This window comes from Lysinibacillus zambalensis (assembly GCF_040183165.1).
GTDB lineage: Bacteria > Bacillota > Bacilli > Bacillales_A > Planococcaceae > Lysinibacillus > Lysinibacillus zambalensis.
Genome location: NZ_JBEGDG010000004.1, coordinates 208,305 through 224,672, shown reverse-complemented (window position 1 = coordinate 224,672; position 16,368 = coordinate 208,305). Strand labels below are relative to the sequence as shown.

Annotated in this window: 12 protein-coding genes; 3 read left to right on the top strand and 9 right to left on the bottom strand. The window is 38.8% G+C overall.

The features are described from left to right. Positions 1–6 precede the first annotated feature (6 nt). Genes polX through zapA form a run of 3 tightly spaced genes read right to left on the bottom strand, consistent with a single transcriptional unit; the run spans position 7 to position 2,581 of the window. The gene (gene polX / locus ABNX05_RS08190; protein WP_349659262.1) at positions 7–1,716 is read right to left on the bottom strand and encodes a DNA polymerase/3'-5' exonuclease PolX; all 1,710 of its coding nucleotides are present in this window, start codon (positions 1,714–1,716) and stop codon (positions 7–9) included. A gap of 59 nt (positions 1,717–1,775) precedes the next feature. After that, positions 1,776–2,315, bottom strand: coding sequence for a CvpA family protein (locus ABNX05_RS08185; protein WP_079563176.1), 540 nt, complete (start codon positions 2,313–2,315; stop codon positions 1,776–1,778). A 5-nt stretch (positions 2,316–2,320) separates the two neighbouring features. Continuing rightward, positions 2,321–2,581, bottom strand: coding sequence for a cell division protein ZapA (gene zapA / locus ABNX05_RS08180; RefSeq protein WP_079563177.1), 261 nt, complete (start codon positions 2,579–2,581; stop codon positions 2,321–2,323). Positions 2,582–2,714: 133 nt separating this feature from the next. Here zapA and rnhC point away from each other — a divergent pair, with 133 nt between their 5' ends. Next, on the top strand, positions 2,715–3,641 hold the full coding sequence (gene rnhC / locus ABNX05_RS08175) for a ribonuclease HIII (protein WP_349659261.1): 927 nt from the start codon (positions 2,715–2,717) through the stop codon (positions 3,639–3,641). A 124-nt stretch (positions 3,642–3,765) separates the two neighbouring features. Here the strand turns inward: rnhC and ABNX05_RS08170 are convergent, their stop codons facing one another. The 5 genes from ABNX05_RS08170 to ABNX05_RS08150 all read right to left on the bottom strand — a co-directional run bounded on the left by ABNX05_RS08170 (position 3,766) and on the right by ABNX05_RS08150 (position 13,479). Beyond that, entirely contained in the window at positions 3,766–5,733 is a 1,968-nt protein-coding gene (locus ABNX05_RS08170) for a methyl-accepting chemotaxis protein (RefSeq protein ID WP_349659260.1), read from the bottom strand. Between the two features lie 231 nt (positions 5,734–5,964). Further along, positions 5,965–7,932: a methyl-accepting chemotaxis protein gene (locus ABNX05_RS08165; protein ID WP_349659259.1), complete on the bottom strand. Its 1,968-nt coding sequence runs from the start codon at positions 7,930–7,932 to the stop codon at positions 5,965–5,967. Positions 7,933–8,172: 240 nt separating this feature from the next. Then, positions 8,173–10,590: a phenylalanine--tRNA ligase subunit beta gene (gene pheT / locus ABNX05_RS08160; protein WP_349659258.1), complete on the bottom strand. Its 2,418-nt coding sequence runs from the start codon at positions 10,588–10,590 to the stop codon at positions 8,173–8,175. A 12-nt stretch (positions 10,591–10,602) separates the two neighbouring features. Then, positions 10,603–11,640, bottom strand: a complete 1,038-nt coding sequence (pheS, locus tag ABNX05_RS08155; RefSeq protein ID WP_197144733.1) for a phenylalanine--tRNA ligase subunit alpha — start codon at positions 11,638–11,640, stop codon at positions 10,603–10,605. Between the two features lie 1,074 nt (positions 11,641–12,714). Continuing rightward, on the bottom strand, positions 12,715–13,479 hold the full coding sequence (locus tag ABNX05_RS08150; RefSeq protein ID WP_349659257.1) for a TrmH family RNA methyltransferase: 765 nt from the start codon (positions 13,477–13,479) through the stop codon (positions 12,715–12,717). Positions 13,480–13,729: 250 nt separating this feature from the next. Here ABNX05_RS08150 and ABNX05_RS08145 point away from each other — a divergent pair, with 250 nt between their 5' ends. Continuing rightward, complete coding sequence (locus tag ABNX05_RS08145; protein ID WP_349659256.1) at positions 13,730–14,125, top strand: (deoxy)nucleoside triphosphate pyrophosphohydrolase; 396 nt, start codon at positions 13,730–13,732, stop codon at positions 14,123–14,125. 13 nt (positions 14,126–14,138) lie between these two features. On the opposite strand, the gene ABNX05_RS08140 is transcribed toward ABNX05_RS08145, so the two are convergent. Beyond that, entirely contained in the window at positions 14,139–14,273 is a 135-nt protein-coding gene (locus tag ABNX05_RS08140; protein ID WP_349659255.1) for a BBE domain-containing protein, read from the bottom strand. Between the two features lie 605 nt (positions 14,274–14,878). On the opposite strand from ABNX05_RS08140, the gene ABNX05_RS08135 reads away from it, so the two are divergent. After that, positions 14,879–16,294 (top strand): LysM peptidoglycan-binding domain-containing protein, encoded by a 1,416-nt coding sequence (locus ABNX05_RS08135; RefSeq protein ID WP_349659254.1) that lies wholly within the window; start codon positions 14,879–14,881, stop codon positions 16,292–16,294. Positions 16,295–16,368: the final 74 nt, after the last annotated feature.

Genomic DNA, 16,368 nt, shown 5'->3' with positions numbered 1-16,368 from the left:
CTCAACCTATTTATTTCGTCGAATAAACGCTTCAAATTGTTCTCGCGTCCATGTATTCACAATCATATCCTTTTTCAACCATGCTCTGTTTGCGTAGCGTACCCCGATATCCATAAAGCGTAAATGAGCAATATCGTGGGCATCCGTATTGATTGCTACGGGCACGCCAGCTGTTAAAGCCATTTCTAAATGCTCAACACATAAATCAAGACGATATGGATTCGCATTTAACTCTAAAATTTTACCATACTCCTTCGCCCAAGCAATTAATTGCTCCATATCAGGATTATAGCCAGTACGATCCTCAATAATGCGGCCAGTTGGATGTGCAATCATATGAACATACGGATTTTGTATCGCCGTCAGTAAGCGCGCCATAATTTTGTCCTGCGATTGCGTAAAGCTAGAGTGAATAGAGGCAATGACGAAGTCTAACTCTCTCAGCACATCATCTTCAAAATCGAGTGAACCATCTGGCAAAATGTCCATTTCTGTCCCCGCATATAAATGGAAATCTGGATGTGCTTCATTAAATGCCTCAATTTCAGCACGTTGCTTTGTTAAACGCTCTGGCGTTAAACCATTTGCTACTTTTAAAAATTGTGAATGGTCGGTAATAACGCTATATTGATAGTCACGTGCTATTAATGCCTCGCCCATTTCAGCTACAGAGTATGCACCATCAGACCACGTCGTATGCATATGTAAATCTGCTTTAATATCTTCTAACTTCACAAGATGTTGAATGTCATCCGTTTTATCAAATTCTGTTGTTCCTGTACGCAAGCTAGGTGGGATAAATGGTAAATCAAAATGCGCAAAAAATTCCGCTTCATCTTTAAACGTTAAAACAGTGCCATCCGCTTGTTCCACACCGTATTCACTAATCTTTTCACCACGGGCTTTTGCAATCTGACGCATGCGGACATTGTGATCTTTCGAGCCTGTGAAATGATGTAAGGCCGTTGCATATTCAGCAGCTTTCACTAATCGAAAATCTACACTTACAGGCTCTTCTAAATCTAAAATAACTGAAATCTTTGTATCACCAGCAGCTATTACTTCTTGTACAGAAAGCTCATTCAGTAGCTTTTCACGTACAGCCTCAACTGCTTTCGTTACAACAATAAAATCAATATCTTTACTTGTTTCTGCTGCTCGGCGGAAGCTTCCAGCAACAGAAAAACGCTCAACTTCTTCCATACTACCTAGAAGCGCTTCAATTTGTAAAACAACAGGCTCAAGCTGCCAAATCGGTAAACGTTCTGATCGATTTGATAAATTTGCAAGTTCTTTTAAAATTTTTTCTTCTGTTTTTGCCGCAAAGCCTGCTAGCTCACGAACTTTACAAGCTTCACAAGCTGCCTTTAAACTTTCGGCAGAATCAATTCCTAACTCTTGATGAAGCTTAGCTATTTTTTTACCACCTAAGCCTGGAAGTTTTAATAACGGCAACAATCCTTTTGGTACAATGTCTTCTAATTCTTTTAATAAGCTCGATTCACCATTTGTTATTAAATCCTCAATAACAGCAGCTGTACCTTTACCTATACCTTTAAGCTTTGTTACATCTTCCATCTCACTCAATGAGCGCTCGTCTCCCTCAAGTGCACCAGCAGCTTTTCGAAAGGCCGACACTTTGAATGGATTTTCCCCTTGCAATTCCATATACAACGCAATCTTTTCTAGTGTGCGAATAATTGTTTTTTTGTTCATTGGGAATTCCTCCTATCGTAAAAACACTTCCCTCAAAACCGAGAGAAGTGCACAGTTTGCTATTGCATATAAATATACCACCAGTTTTGGAACATGCTCGTAATAATTGGGGTATGCTCCAAAATGAGACCACTTAACAACGACTTCGACATTAAACTTTGGATAGAATCAACTGGTAATAAAGCAAGAATGTAAAGCAAGATAAACATAATTAAATAGTTTTCAATCATGCCTAACAATGCTCCCAGCCAACGATTCACTGTACCTAATACAGGTAAATACGCTATAAAATCAAAAATCGATGCCACAATTTGCATTGTAATTTTCACCGCAAAGAATATGACAGCAAATGCAATAACACGGTAAAAAGTTCGGTCTATATCCAGGCTATCAATGACTACTCCAAGACTACCTGAATCCGTTACCCCTGGATACGGGACCCAAAACACCATTTTTTGTGCTAATGGTTTATAATAGATATACGCAACAATTAGGGCAACTATAAAGCTAACGATATGCATCATCTGTACAATGAAACCACGTTTTGCTCCAACGATGAGCCCGGCTAATAGTACCGCTAATATGATTAGATCTAACATTCACTTCAACCCTTTAATTTTTTCACTTCTTCTTCTAGTTGCTCCATTCGTTCTTTTAATAGTAAATAATCGTGAACGGTATTTACTGCTGTAAGAACGGCAAGCTTTGTGCTATCAAGAGAGGGATTATGTACATTCATTTCGCGCATACGGTCATCAACAATAGAAGCGACAAGTCGCATATGTCCAATGGATTCAGAGCCGACCATTTTATATGTATGACCATATATTTCCACAGAAATTTTATTCTTTTCTTGATTTCCCATAGTCGCACCCCCCTTTTTAATTTTTGTGCTCACGATTTTTCCGATTGTGAGCAACTTACACAAAAAAGCTATTTATTATCATACCATGAAAGGTATAAAATTGTGAACAACGAGGACAGAAAGGAACGAGGAAATGTCAAATATTGTACTTTCAATATCAACAAATATACAAAAAGAGGTGATGTCCTACTACGCAAATCATTTTGTAGAACGTAAAGCACCAGGGGTAATCTTTGCTGCAAAGCTCCCTGATACAGCCATTACGATGTACAAATCAGGAAAATTAATGTTCCAAGGGGGAGGCGCTGAGCGAGAAGCTGCACGCTGGGGAGACGTAGAAGTAACAAACACACAGAAAACATCATCGATTGGAGCAAAGGGTGACGCCCTGCCAGAAGGTTTTGCTACGATGTCGGTACTAGGCTCAGATGAAACGGGTACTGGCGATTACTTTGGTCCAATTACAGTTGCGGCCGTATATGTCCCTACATCAAAAATTGCGCTTATTAACGAACTTGGTGTCAAAGACTCCAAAATGCTAACAGATGATTACATGCGTAAAATAGCACCCGATTTACGTGCAGCTTGCGTCCATAGTGTGCTTGTACTACGCAATGAAAAATACAACGAATTACAGTCACGAGGCTACTCACAAGGTAAAATGAAAGCTATGATGCATAATAAGGCACTTAAAAATACACTGTCAAAAATGGCTCCCGAAAAACCAGAACAGATCTTGATAGATCAGTTTGCGGAACGTGGCGTGTATTACAATTATTTAAAAAATGAACGAGATATTGTTCGAGATGATGTGCTATTTTCTACGAAGGCCGAGCAATTACATGTTTCAGTAGCAACTGCATCGATATTAGCTCGTGCGGCGTTTTTAAAAGAAATGGACCGACTGAGTGAGATTGCCGGGATAGAGTTGTTGAAGGGGGCTTCAGCAAAAGTAGATGCCTTAGCAGCTCGCATTTGGCGAAAACAAGGTGAGGAATTTTTACGTTGCATTACGAAATGGCATTTTGCGAATACCGAGAAAGCTAAAAAGATGAAATAAATTGGACTTATAGACAAAAAATTTCGCTATACTCACGCAGATAACAAGTTTTATACAACTTGCTTTCTACTGAAGTTAGCGAAATTTTTTATATACAAAACTTATCAAAAAGTTTTCGTTTCAACTAATATTTGAATTGTTGAATCGTTTGTTGAAGATTTTCAGACATTTTAGCTAGGGTAGTGGCTGATACTGCGATTTCTTCCATAGAAGCAAGTTGCTCCTCAGTTGCAGCGGAAATATTTTGTGCACTTGCTGTAGTTTCATTCGTTTGTTCAAGCACACTTTCAATCCCCATCGCCACTTGATTGGCGTGTTGAGACATAACTTTAGATGCTTCTGAAATTTGTCCTATTTCAGAGGTTACACTTTGTACATTCGTACGAATCTCTTCAAATGACTTTCCTGCCATGTTTGTTATATCAATCCCCTTGACGACCTCAGCTGAACCAGCAGCCATTGATTCAACTGCTAGATTTGTATCTTCTTGAATCTGCGAAATAATATCCTTAATTTGCAGCGTGGATTGTGCGGATTGTTCAGCTAGCTTTCGTACCTCTTCAGCTACGACCGCAAAACCTTTTCCTTGTTCACCCGCACGTGCAGCTTCAATTGCTGCGTTTAAAGCTAATAGGTTTGTTTGATCAGCAATTTGGGTTATAGCCTCAACAATGTGCTCAATTTCGTGAGAACGCTTGTCTAATGTTTGCACTGTATTTTCTAGTGCTTGTACAGTATTCTGAATCATGGTCATTTGTTGAACAGCTGTTTGAATAGTCTCATCACCGATCATAACAGCGTCCATAGCTTTATTAGACATATCACTTACTGCACCTGCTTTTGCAGAAATATGCTGAATAGATGATGACATTTCCAGTACAGCACTATTACCTTCACTAACAGTCTCTGCTTGCATATCAATCGTTTCAGAAAGTTTTTGAAGGGAATCAACAATTTGTGATGTTGCTCGCTTATTCTCTGCAGTACTTGCAGTCAACTCCTCTGAAGAATTGGCCAATAAATTCGATTTCTCACCAATATTACCAACTACTTCACGTAACGAAGAAATCATTTTATTAAAAATAGTAGCCAGTTTCCCAATTTCATCATCTCTTCTTATGTTGATAAAATTACGTAAATCTCCTTCTCCTACTTGTTCAGCAACTGTAGATAGTTCTTTTAGTGGACGAATGATTGAGGCAATGATCATGCCACCTATGATCCCACAAATAATTAAAGCAGTAACAATGACTGCTATAGTCGATTTTAAAATTGGCGCTGTGACAGCTGTGACATCCGCTACATCCATAACACCGATAATTTTCCACCCTGTTAGTTTATTAGTAGAGAAAAATACTTGATGCTCCTCGCCATCTTCCTGAATTGTAAAGCTACCTTCTTCTTTTCCTTGCATCTTTTCTATGTACGAATCTTTCAGCTTAGTTCCTACTTCAACATTCGGATCTGCTATCGTAAGATTATTGGCATTCACTAATGAGGCATAGCCACTTTTCCCAATCTCTACAGCATCTACGAGCTCCGCAATTTCGCCAAGTTTCAAATCTATGGAAACTACCCCGGATTTGTCACGCAATTCTGCCGCTACAGTTAAAGTTAAATCGCCTGAAATATTTGATTTATATGGGTCCATCACGACGCCTTTACCCGGCGACTCTATAGCCTTTAAATACCAAGGACGCAAAAATGGATTATAATCAGAAGGCATTTCATGATATGGATTTCGTAAAAAACCATGGCCTTCTAGAGTTAACGCAACTACTGAAACACTATTATGTAAAGCATTGTATTTATCTAATTCCTTTAATGCTGCTGCATCTTGCCAATCCTTATTAAAATAAGCAGCCAAATATTCTGCATCACTTATGATTGGGGAAATTTCTTTTGTAACTAAAGTATTTATTAAATCGACATTCTCACGAGATTTATCACTTAATTCGTTATAATATAAATTATCTGATTTCAAGTATGAGAATGTACCAATTGCAATACTCGGAATTAAGAGTGTCATTGTAATAGCCCAGATTAACCGAGCACGCACAGATAAGCTTTTTCGTTTTCGATACTCTTTCAAAATCATTATCTCCTCTTACTATTTTTTTCTATCCAATTTCTACTATACACATAATAAATACTCAAGATTTATTTTTTGTTATTTCAAAATATTATTAAAAACGCGAAATATCCAAAAAGTATGCAGTAGCTGTTACTCAATACGTTCGCCTGACGGCTTTCCAACTAAAAAAGCTGCCTCATTACGAGACAGCTCACAAAAGAATTATTATAATTGGATTTTTGTTTAGCCTTAATATTTAAACTGTTTAATCGTTTGTTGTAGATTTTCAGACATTTTAGCAAGGGCTTCGGCCGATGCAGCGATTTCTTCCATAGAAGCAAGCTGTTCCTCTGTTGCAGCGGAAATATTTTGTGCATTTGCTGTATTTTCATTTGTTTGCAGAAGCACACTTTCAATTCCGATTGCCACTTGATTGGAGTGTTCAGAAATAACTTTTGCTGTCTCTGAAATTTCTCCTATTTCGTAGGTTACGCTTTGTACATTATTATTAATTTCTTTGAATGACTTTCCTGCCATATTTGTTACTTCAATTCCCTTTACGACTTCAGCTGAGCCAGCAGTCATTGATTCAACCGCTAGTTTTGTATCGGCTTGAATATAACCAATGATATCTTTTATTTGCATTGTCGATTGTGCGGATTGCTCTGCAAGCTTTCGTACCTCATCAGCAACAACTGCAAAACCTTTTCCATGCTCACCAGCACGAGCAGCTTCAATTGCAGCATTTAAAGCTAAAAGATTTGTTTGATCAGCAATTTGCGTAATAGCCTCTACAATACGTCCGATTTCATTTGAACGATTACTTAATGTTTGAACCGTACTTTCCAGTTCCTGAACAGTACTTTGAATCATTTCCATTTGGCCAATTGCTGTTTGAATAGTTTTGTCTCCTATCATAACAGCCTCCATTGCTTTATTCGACATTTCATTAACGGTATCGGCCTTTACTGCAATTTGTTGAATCGATGAAGACACTTCAAGTACAGCGTTAGTGCTATCATTAATTGTTTCTGCTTGCACATCAACCGTTTCAGCAAATGTTTGAATGGAATCAACAATTTGTGATGTAGCTCGTTTATTTTCCGATGTACTTGCAGTAAGTTCCTCCGATGATGCAGCTAACTGATTTGATTCCTCACCAATGTTACCAACTACACCACGCAAAGATAGAATCATTTTATTGAATATATCCGCCAATTTACCTATCTCATCTTCTCTTTTAATTTCAATTAAATTGCGTAAATCACCGTCTCCTACCTGCTCAGCTACTATTGACAACTTTTGTAATGGCTGAATGATTGATCTTATAATGAAGGCACCAATGATTCCAAATATGATAAGAGCAATAACAATGACTGTCACAGTGTTTGTTAAAATTGGTTTTGTAACAGTTCCTACATCTGCTAAATCCATAGTACCAACAATTTTCCAACCTGTTAGTTTATTGGTAGTAAAGAACACTTGATACTCTTTTCCATCTTCCTTAATGGTAAAACTACCATCTTCTTTTCCTTGCATCTTTTCTATATATGACTTTTTGAGCTCTGATCCTACCTCTAACTGTGGATCAGCAATAATAAGATTATTGGCATTTACTAAAGTAGCATAGCCATTATCACCAATTTCCACTGATTTCACTAGCTCGGAAATTCCGTCCAAATTTAAACCAATAGAAATAACCCCTGAACGATCCTGTAAACCAGCTGATACTGCTAATATTAATTCACCTGTAATTGTTGATTTATATGGATCAATCATAACGTTTTTGCCAGGTGATTCAATAGCCGTTAAGTACCATGGTCGCGTAAATGGATCATAATCAGTTGAAGATTCAGCTTGTGGCTCACGCATAAATTTGTGCCCCTCAATTGCCAAGTTGACAACAGAGACGTTGCTATGTAAAGCATTATATTTTTCTAATTCCTTTAAAGCATCTGCATCTTGCACATTCTTATTAAAAGAAGCAGCTAAATATTCCACATCACTTTGAATAGGTGATATCTCATTTGAGATGAGTGTATTTAATAAATTTACATTTTCGCGTGAGCTTTCACTTAATTCCTTATGATATTGATCAGAAGACTTCAAATACGAAAACGAACCAATAGCAATGCTGGGGATTAAAAGTGTCAAAGCAAACGCCCATATTAATCGGGCTCGCACGGAAAGGCCTCTTCTTTTTCGTTGATTTTTCATATTAGCTATCACCCCATAGTAAAATTTTCTATCCAAAACTTACTATACAGTTAATATGGGTCAAAAATTTATTTTTTGTTATTTCTAAATATTGACGAAAAACTTAGATATGGAATTAGCTTAAAGTATCTTCTCTCCTTTTTCTCATACTCCTGTGAAAACAACCTTATAACAGTCTAATGATGTTAACAAAACAAAAAGCTGCCTCATTACGAGACAGCTCACAAAAAAATTATTAATTTAGCGTACTTCTGTGCCTTCAATTGTTGCAATAGCTTTTAACACTTTATTATGTGCTGCAACAACCTCTTCATCTGTTAATGTACGTTCTGGATCGAAGTATGTTAGGGAGAATGCCACTGATTTTTTACCAGCTTCCATTTTTTCACCTTCATATACGTCGAATACACGAACGTCTTTCAATAATTTCACGCCTGCAGAACGAATCGCAGTAATAACTTCACCAGCAGTTGTTGCACGGTTCATGATAAGCGCAATATCACGAGACATTGCTGGGAAACGAGGCACTGGTGTATAGGCAAGAGGTGCTTCTTTTGCATTAGCATTTAATAATGTTACGAGATTCATCTCCATTACATATGTGTCTTTTACACCCCATGCTTTTTGTTCTGCTGGATGTAATCCACCGATAACGCCGACTTGTTCACCATCAAAAAGAATGCTAGCAGTACGTCCTGGGTGTAATCCATCTACTTCAGCTTTCACAAATGAAATACGGTCCTCTAAACCAAGCTTACCGATAACACCTTCTACAATGCCTTTTAAGACGAAGAAATCTACTGCTTTTTTCTCACCCTGCCAAGCATGGTCAAGCCATTTGCCTGTTACTACTGCCGCCACATGCTCTTCCTCATATGGTAGCCCTTCTTCTGTTTGACCAAGGAATACTGAACCAATTTCATACAATGCCACATTGTCAGCCTTACGAGCAACATTATAAGCAGCAGCTTCAATTAAATGCGGGATAAGACTTTGACGTAGAGTTGAACGGTCCTCGCTCATCGGCATTAGTAAACGTGTTACTGGCTCAGCTTTCAATGCAAAGCGTTGTGACAATGCCTCTGAAGTTAGTGAGTAAGTTACAGCTTGGTAAAGACCTGCGCCTTCCATATAATTACGAACTACTCGACGATTCGCTTGATATGGTGTTAGACGGCCTACTTGGTTTGCTCCCTCTGGTAAAGTCAGCGGAATTTCTTCATAGCCGTATAGACGAGCAATCTCCTCTACTATATCTTCTTCAATTTTAATATCTTGACGACGTGTTGGTGCATCAACGATTAGTAAACCATTTGCTGCTTCTACACCAAATTTAAGACGCTCTAAAATAGATAGCATTTCTTCTAGTGAAATTTTCATACCTAAACGTTCATTAATGAAATCTGGCGAAACGACAACACGTGCTGGTGATTTATCTAGTTCATCAACGATGCACGTTCCTTCTAACACTTCACCACCAGCTAATTCAGCTAGTAGCGCTGCAGCACGCTCTGCAGCAGGTAACACACGGTTAGGATCTACACCCTTTTCAAAGCGAGCAGAAGCATCTGAACGAAGTCCAAGATGACGCGATGTTTGACGTACAGATAATCCGTCGAAGTAAGCAGATTCAATTACAACTGTTGTTGTAGAATCATTTACTTCAGAGTTTGCACCGCCCATTACACCTGCGATAGCTACCGGCTCTTTGCCATTTGTAATGACTAAATCTGTAGCTTTTAATGTGCGCTCTTGCTCATCTAAAGTAGTAATTTTTTCGCCCTCTGCTGCTTTACGCACTACAATTTCACCTGTTGCTAGGCTATCGTAGTCAAAGGCATGAAGCGGTTGGCCGTATTCCATTAAAATGTAGTTCGTTACATCGACAACGTTATTATGCGGGCGTACACCTGCTGCCATTAAGCGATTTTGTAGCCACATAGGTGATTCTGCGATTTTTACGTTTTTCACAACTTTTGCTACATACATTGGGTTTGCTTGTAAATCTTCCACTCGAAGCTTTAACATGTCTTCAGCTTTTTCAGAAGATGTGCTGTAGGCGATTTCTGGATACTTCACTTCTTCAGATAGAATTGCCCCAACCTCGTACGCTACACCTAGCATTGACAATGCATCTGAACGGTTTGGTGTTAGGCCAAGCTCTAATACTGTGTCACGTAGACCTAAAATAGCAAGGGCATCTGAACCAACCTCAGCATCGGCAGGAAGCACATAAATCCCTTCAGAATATGCTTTAGGTACAAGTTTACCTTCGATTCCTACCTCTTGTAATGAACAAATCATACCGTTTGATTCATGTCCTCGAAGTTTTGCTTTTTTTATTTTAATGCCGCCTGGTAAATGTGCACCTGGACGAGCGACAATTACTTTTTGACCAGCATCAACGTTTGGAGCACCACAAATAATTTGTTGTGGCTCAGCTTCACCCACATCCACTTGGCAAATATTTAATTTATCAGCTTCTGGATGTTTCTCTTTTGAAACGACATAGCCGACAACAATTTTATCCATTCCGTTAGCACGATCAATTACTGCATCTACTTCAATTCCAGAGCGCGTAATTTTTTCAGCTAACTGTTCAGACGTTAAATCCTGTGCACTTACATAATCTTTTAACCATTCTAATGATACTAACATTTTTTATCCTCCTTACGCCTCTGTTCGCTCAAATTGTGATAAGAAACGTGTGTCACTTGTATAGAAATGACGAATATCGTCGACACCATATTTCAACATTGCAATACGTTCAGCACCAATACCGAATGCAAAGCCTGATACTTTCTTCGGATCATAGCCAGCCATTTCAAGTACATTTGGATGCACCATACCAGCTCCTAAAATTTCAATCCAACCTGTACCTTTACATACGTTACAGCCAGAACCACCACATTTGAAGCAAGAAATATCCATTTCAACAGATGGCTCTGTGAACGGGAAGAAGCTTGGGCGAAGTCGAATTTCGCGGTCTGCACCGAACATTTTTTTCGCTAATGTATCAAGCGTACCTTTAAGGTCACTCATGCGAATGTTTTCACCAATCACTAATCCTTCAATTTGCATGAATTGGTGAGAGTGTGTAGCATCATCGTTGTCACGACGGAATACTTTCCCTGGGCAAATAATGCGAATCGATTCACCTTTTTTCTCTTCCATTGTGCGAGCTTGCACAGGAGATGTATGCGTACGTAATAATATTTCCTCGGAAATATAAAACGAATCTTGCATATCACGAGCAGGGTGTCCCTTCGGTAAGTTCAGTGCCTCGAAGTTATAATAATCCTTCTCCACTTCCGGACCTTCTGCAATTTCATAGCCCATACCGATAAATAAATCTTCAATTTCTTCAATAACGCGTGTTAATGGATGACGATTCCCAACTTTAATTTCACGACCAGGTAAAGTGACATCAATCGACTCACTCGCTAATTTTTCAGCAATTGCCGCTTCCTCTAGTACCGTAACCTTTTCCTCTAATACAGCAGTTACATTTTCACGAACTGTATTGACTAAGGCACCCATTTTCGGGCGTTCCTCAGCTGATAATTTCCCCATCCCCTTTAATAAATCAGTGATAGGTCCTTTTTTCCCTAGATATGCTACTCGCACATCATTTAATTCCTTTAAATTTGCTGCCGCTTCAATTTTAGCAAGTGCTTCTTGCTCTAATTGCTTTAATTGCTCTTCCATGTAATAAACCCTCCTTGATTAAATCAATTTCGCCTTGGCGTAATCGCGTCCGGATTTTGAATTGTGCCCAGGCCTGCAGATGTTTTTTGTGCGAAAGCGCAGTGCTAACGTAGCGTCAGCAACACGAGGGCCGACACGATGTCGGTCATTTCGGTAATGCCACAGGACTTGGCGTTTTTACCGATGCAGGTCAGTCAGCCGTTTTCGCAGGATGCGAAGATTTTTAGGCTAACATCCTTAAATTCATTCCTTTGAAAATCCGTGATATCCGCCGGAGGCTTTATATTCATTCAGTAGTTTTTTGAACCAGCTGAAAAGGAACCACATCCGCATTTATCTCACCACCTTCAAAGGTGGGAGCCTTCTGTACCTGTCGCTACGCTTTCGGTACATAAAACATTTGTAGCTAACGTTTCACTTTCGCTCAAAAAGATTTGCTGAATGAAGATAAATGCCGATACTTCGATGGCACAAAAAAACCTCGCCCCTAAAAAAGGGACGAGGACATATTCGCGGTACCACCCTAGTTATTGCAAGGCAAACTCCTCACAATCACTTCATTGACATAACGACTAGATTAAAGCCGGCAAACCTTTACAGCATTTCGCTGGTCCCGGTAGCTGCTCGCGAGATGAATTCAAAACTGCATTGGTACGGCGCTGGCTCTCAATCTCCGGCCTACGCTCCCTGTCGTCCATTCACAATCTTTACTACTTCCCGGTCAAAGCATTTAGTATTCATATATACATTTTACATGTGATTATACAATACTATACCAATTCAAATCAAGAGCCATGTGCCTATTGCCATCGATAATAATGGTTCTAACGGAAATTTTTAGGATCATCACCATAACGTGTGGTTGATTTCCGTTCCGACTGAGCGCTTTGTTGCTGCCGCTTCGCTTTCGCACAGTTAAAACATTTGTTGCTGCCGCTTCGCTTTCGCACAGTTAAAACATTTGTTGCTGCCGCTTCGCTTTCGCACAGAGCTTCCTGGGGGCGTCTGATGAGCCACTTTGGCCAACAGATGTCACCGTATACTTATAACCACAGTTGTAATTGCTTTGATTTACTACTTTACAAATCCATATAAAACGATTCCTGTTGCTACTGCAACATTTAAAGACTCTGCTTGTCCCAAAATTGGAATAATCATATTTTGATCTGTCATTGAAAGTAGTTGTGGTTGAATGCCACTACCCTCATTCCCCATCATGATAGCGAATGAACCAGTATGTTCAATATCACTATAGACAACTGCATCCTCATCTAAAGCAGTACCAAATACAGGTACATCATTATCTTGTAGCTGCTCAATCCATTCCTCTAAATCACCACGAAGGACAGGAATATGGAAATGTGATCCTTGTGCAGAGCGAAGCGTTTTAGGATTATATAGATCAGCACAGCCCTTCCCGAGAATTACTGCATCCAAACCAGCGGCATCAGCAGTACGAATCATCGTCCCAATATTTCCTGGATCTTGGACGGCGTCAATTAGTAGCACCTTGCGCCATGAAGCCATTACATCATCTTTTAACAAAGGCTGCTTACAAACTGCAAATACACCTTGGGATGTCTCTGTTTCAGCAAACTCTTTGACAACAGCCGCTGTTACTTCTATTGTCGCTACATTATCGATTGGCCAAAGCATTGGTAAATCAACACCTTCACGTACAATTAGCTGCAGCACCTGCTCCTTATTTTTTAATGCTTCCTCCACCAAATGGAATCCCTCTACTATGAATTCTCCAGATCTTTCACGCTCTTTCCGTGTCGTCGCTAGTTTCTTCCAATATTTCACTAACGCATTTTGCGTAGATTCAATTTTTTTCATCGTTCCTCGTACCGCCTTTTTCCTATATAATGTTCATTATTATACAGTAGAAAACGACAATTACATAGTCATGCAAAAAACAGTTTAATTGTTATCTCTCCGTTTACCAATTATCGGAAAGAAAGCGCCCAGCCGGAACGGAAATCAACCCCACGCTATGTAAATGAGCAATATTATTCCCTACTAGATATCCAGTGATATATGTTATAATTTTCAATATTTTAACAATGCGCAACGGGGATGAAAACAAATGAAAAAAAATGTACATGTAGTAGGTGCCATTATTGAAAATGAAAAGCATGAAATTTTTTGTGCGTTAAGAAATCCTAATATGGTACTAGCAAATTATTGGGAATTTCCTGGTGGTAAAATCGAAGAGGGCGAATCGCCTGAGCAAGCTTTATCCCGTGAAATATTAGAGGAATTTAATTGCTCTATACAAGTTGGAGAAAAGGTTGAGGATACCATTTATGAATACGAAAAATTTATAGTACGCTTAGAAACATTTAAAGCGTCGATTGTACAAGGAGAGCCGGTTCTACTAGAACATACTGCCATTAGATGGGTTCCTCGACATGAACTTCTAAATCTTAATTTTGCTCCTGCTGATATTCCAGCGATAAATAAAATACTTGTAGAAAAGTAGTGGTAAAGAGAATTTATTCAGTGGGATTTTCTTCATCTCCCACTGAGTAGTCGTCTTCATCAATTGGACTTAAAGCAGGTGGTGGAATACTTTGAAGAAAATTAAATACATTTAACGGATCGTATTTTCCCTTTACTTCTCTAAGCATTCTAAGATTACGACCATAATAGGCAGTTGGCCAATTTTTATAAAACGATCTGGTAAATTTACATCATCTCCAGTTGTGAAAGGTGATAAAGCCCGCCTTAAATTTTCTACCCAATGAATATTTTTTCTTCCTCTTTAGCTTTTTCCACAATGTAATATACTCCTAAACAATTAAAGCATTTCCATAATAATAAGCTGTTCGACTTGATGTAATTTGACTTACTGCCCCTCTAAGCGATTGCTGCCAAATGGATACATTTCTATTGGGTGCGTTAGAAAAAATTTCTTTCATTTATACAATGGCAGCATGAGGGAATGGCGTTTCAATAAAGGATCCTGACCTTTTACGAAGAGCTGTTTTATTGCCGCTCGGTAAATCAAAAAACTCTACAGCTTTAATATACGGTCCTTCCTTTATCCATATGCTCGTTGGTGAACCTGCTTTTTTATAGATGGAGTGGTTTCTTTAGCTCAGATGTTGTACCTATAAACTCACCTTGAGAATATGAAGTTTGTAATTTTTATCACGTAAAAATGAAAGATAAATGCTCATTCCCTTTATTCATACATATGATGCTATATTGAAACCACTAAGGAGGTGTCCTAATGATTATTCATGTGGTGAGCGCTGGTGAAACGCTTTGGCAAATTGCAAACAGCTATTCTGTACCTATCAACTCCATTATCCAATTAAACGCTTTATCTAATCCAAACCAATTAGTAATCGGACAATCACTCGTTATCCCTTCCCCTTACACAACCCATATTGTAAAAAGGGGTGATACCTTATGGTCAATCTCCCAACAATATGGGGTGACTATGCAATCGATTATCACAGAAAACCATTTAACGAATCCAGATGTTTTAACACCTGGCACTACACTAATTATTCCACCCATTACACATATTGTGCTACCAGGGGAGACTTTATCGCAAATTGCCACGCAGTATGGAACGACTGTGCAAGCAATTGTTTTAGAAAATGAAATTACAAATCCAAACATGATTTATGCTGGTACGCATTTGATTATTCCGAGAACAAAGCCTTCCATTGAAGTAAATGCTTATACGTATGAAGAGCCTAAAGAAGCTGTGCAGTCGATAAACGCGGTTGGTCATTTACTAACTTATTTTAGCCCCTTTGCTTATATGGTGAAGGAGGATGGAACACTAAAGCCTATAAAGGATAAAGAAATGATTGATGCTGCCATTGTCAAAAACGTCACTCCTATGCTGACACTTACGAATTTCTCTTCCACAGAAGCCGGTTCCAACTTATCACATGTTATTTTATCTAGTGCAGAATTAAGGAAAAAGGTTATCGACAACACTTTACAAGTGATGCAGGAAAAGGGCTATAAAGTTCTAAACGTCGATTTTGAAAACGTTCTTCCAGCAGATCGGGAAAATTATAACACTTTCCTTCAATTAGCTGTTGATACCCTTCACCCAAAAGGATTCCTAGTATCAACGGCACTTGCGCCAAAAACGAGCGCAACTCAGACAGGCACTTTATACGAGGCACATGATTATGAAGCACACGGAAGAATTGCAGACTTTGTTATTTTGATGACATATGAGTGGGGATATCGACTTGGTCCACCACAAGCAATTTCACCTATTAACGAAATGAGAAAAGTTGTGGAATATGCATTATCAGTTATACCTGCTAACAAAATATTTTTAGGCTTTGAAATTTATGCTCGCGATTGGCTTCTACCACATGTTAAAGGTCAAGAGGCAGAAACATTTAGCTCTCAAGAAGCACTTAACAGAGCAAGAAAATATGGCGCAACCATTCAATATGATAGAACCGCACAGTCACCATATTTCCGTTATGTCGATGAACAAGGTAGAAATCACGAGGTATGGTTTGAAGATGCTAGAAGTGCACAAGCTAAGTTTGACATGACGAAGCAATATAATCTTCGAGGTATAAGTTATTGGGCATTAGGTTTTCCTTTCCCTCAAAACTGGGCGCTATTAAATAATGATTTTTCCATTAAAAAAGTTTCATTATAAAACATGAGGGTAATTTCGCTAGACTAGACGCTTTCTAGGATGTCCGATGAACCGTTTTAGGAAGGCGTTATTAT

Bases quoted from the DNA above. Each gene is read 5' to 3' on its own strand.
- ABNX05_RS08145 (WP_349659256.1), top strand. From the start codon at position 13,730: ATGAAAAAAAATGTACATGTAGTAGGTGCCATTATTGAAAATGAAAAG.
- polX (WP_349659262.1), bottom strand. From the start codon at position 1,716: ATGAACAAAAAAACAATTATTCGCACACTAGAAAAGATTGCGTTGTAT.
- ABNX05_RS08140 (WP_349659255.1), bottom strand. From the start codon at position 14,273: ATGCTTAGAGAAGTAAAGGGAAAATACGATCCGTTAAATGTATTTAAT.
- ABNX05_RS08185 (WP_079563176.1), bottom strand. From the start codon at position 2,315: ATGTTAGATCTAATCATATTAGCGGTACTATTAGCCGGGCTCATCGTT.
- pheS (WP_197144733.1), bottom strand. From the start codon at position 11,640: ATGGAAGAGCAATTAAAGCAATTAGAGCAAGAAGCACTTGCTAAAATT.
- zapA (WP_079563177.1), bottom strand. From the start codon at position 2,581: ATGGGAAATCAAGAAAAGAATAAAATTTCTGTGGAAATATATGGTCAT.
- rnhC (WP_349659261.1), top strand. From the start codon at position 2,715: ATGTCAAATATTGTACTTTCAATATCAACAAATATACAAAAAGAGGTG.
- ABNX05_RS08150 (WP_349659257.1), bottom strand. From the start codon at position 13,479: ATGAAAAAAATTGAATCTACGCAAAATGCGTTAGTGAAATATTGGAAG.
- pheT (WP_349659258.1), bottom strand. From the start codon at position 10,590: ATGTTAGTATCATTAGAATGGTTAAAAGATTATGTAAGTGCACAGGAT.
- ABNX05_RS08135 (WP_349659254.1), top strand. From the start codon at position 14,879: ATGATTATTCATGTGGTGAGCGCTGGTGAAACGCTTTGGCAAATTGCA.
- ABNX05_RS08165 (WP_349659259.1), bottom strand. From the start codon at position 7,932: ATGAAAAATCAACGAAAAAGAAGAGGCCTTTCCGTGCGAGCCCGATTA.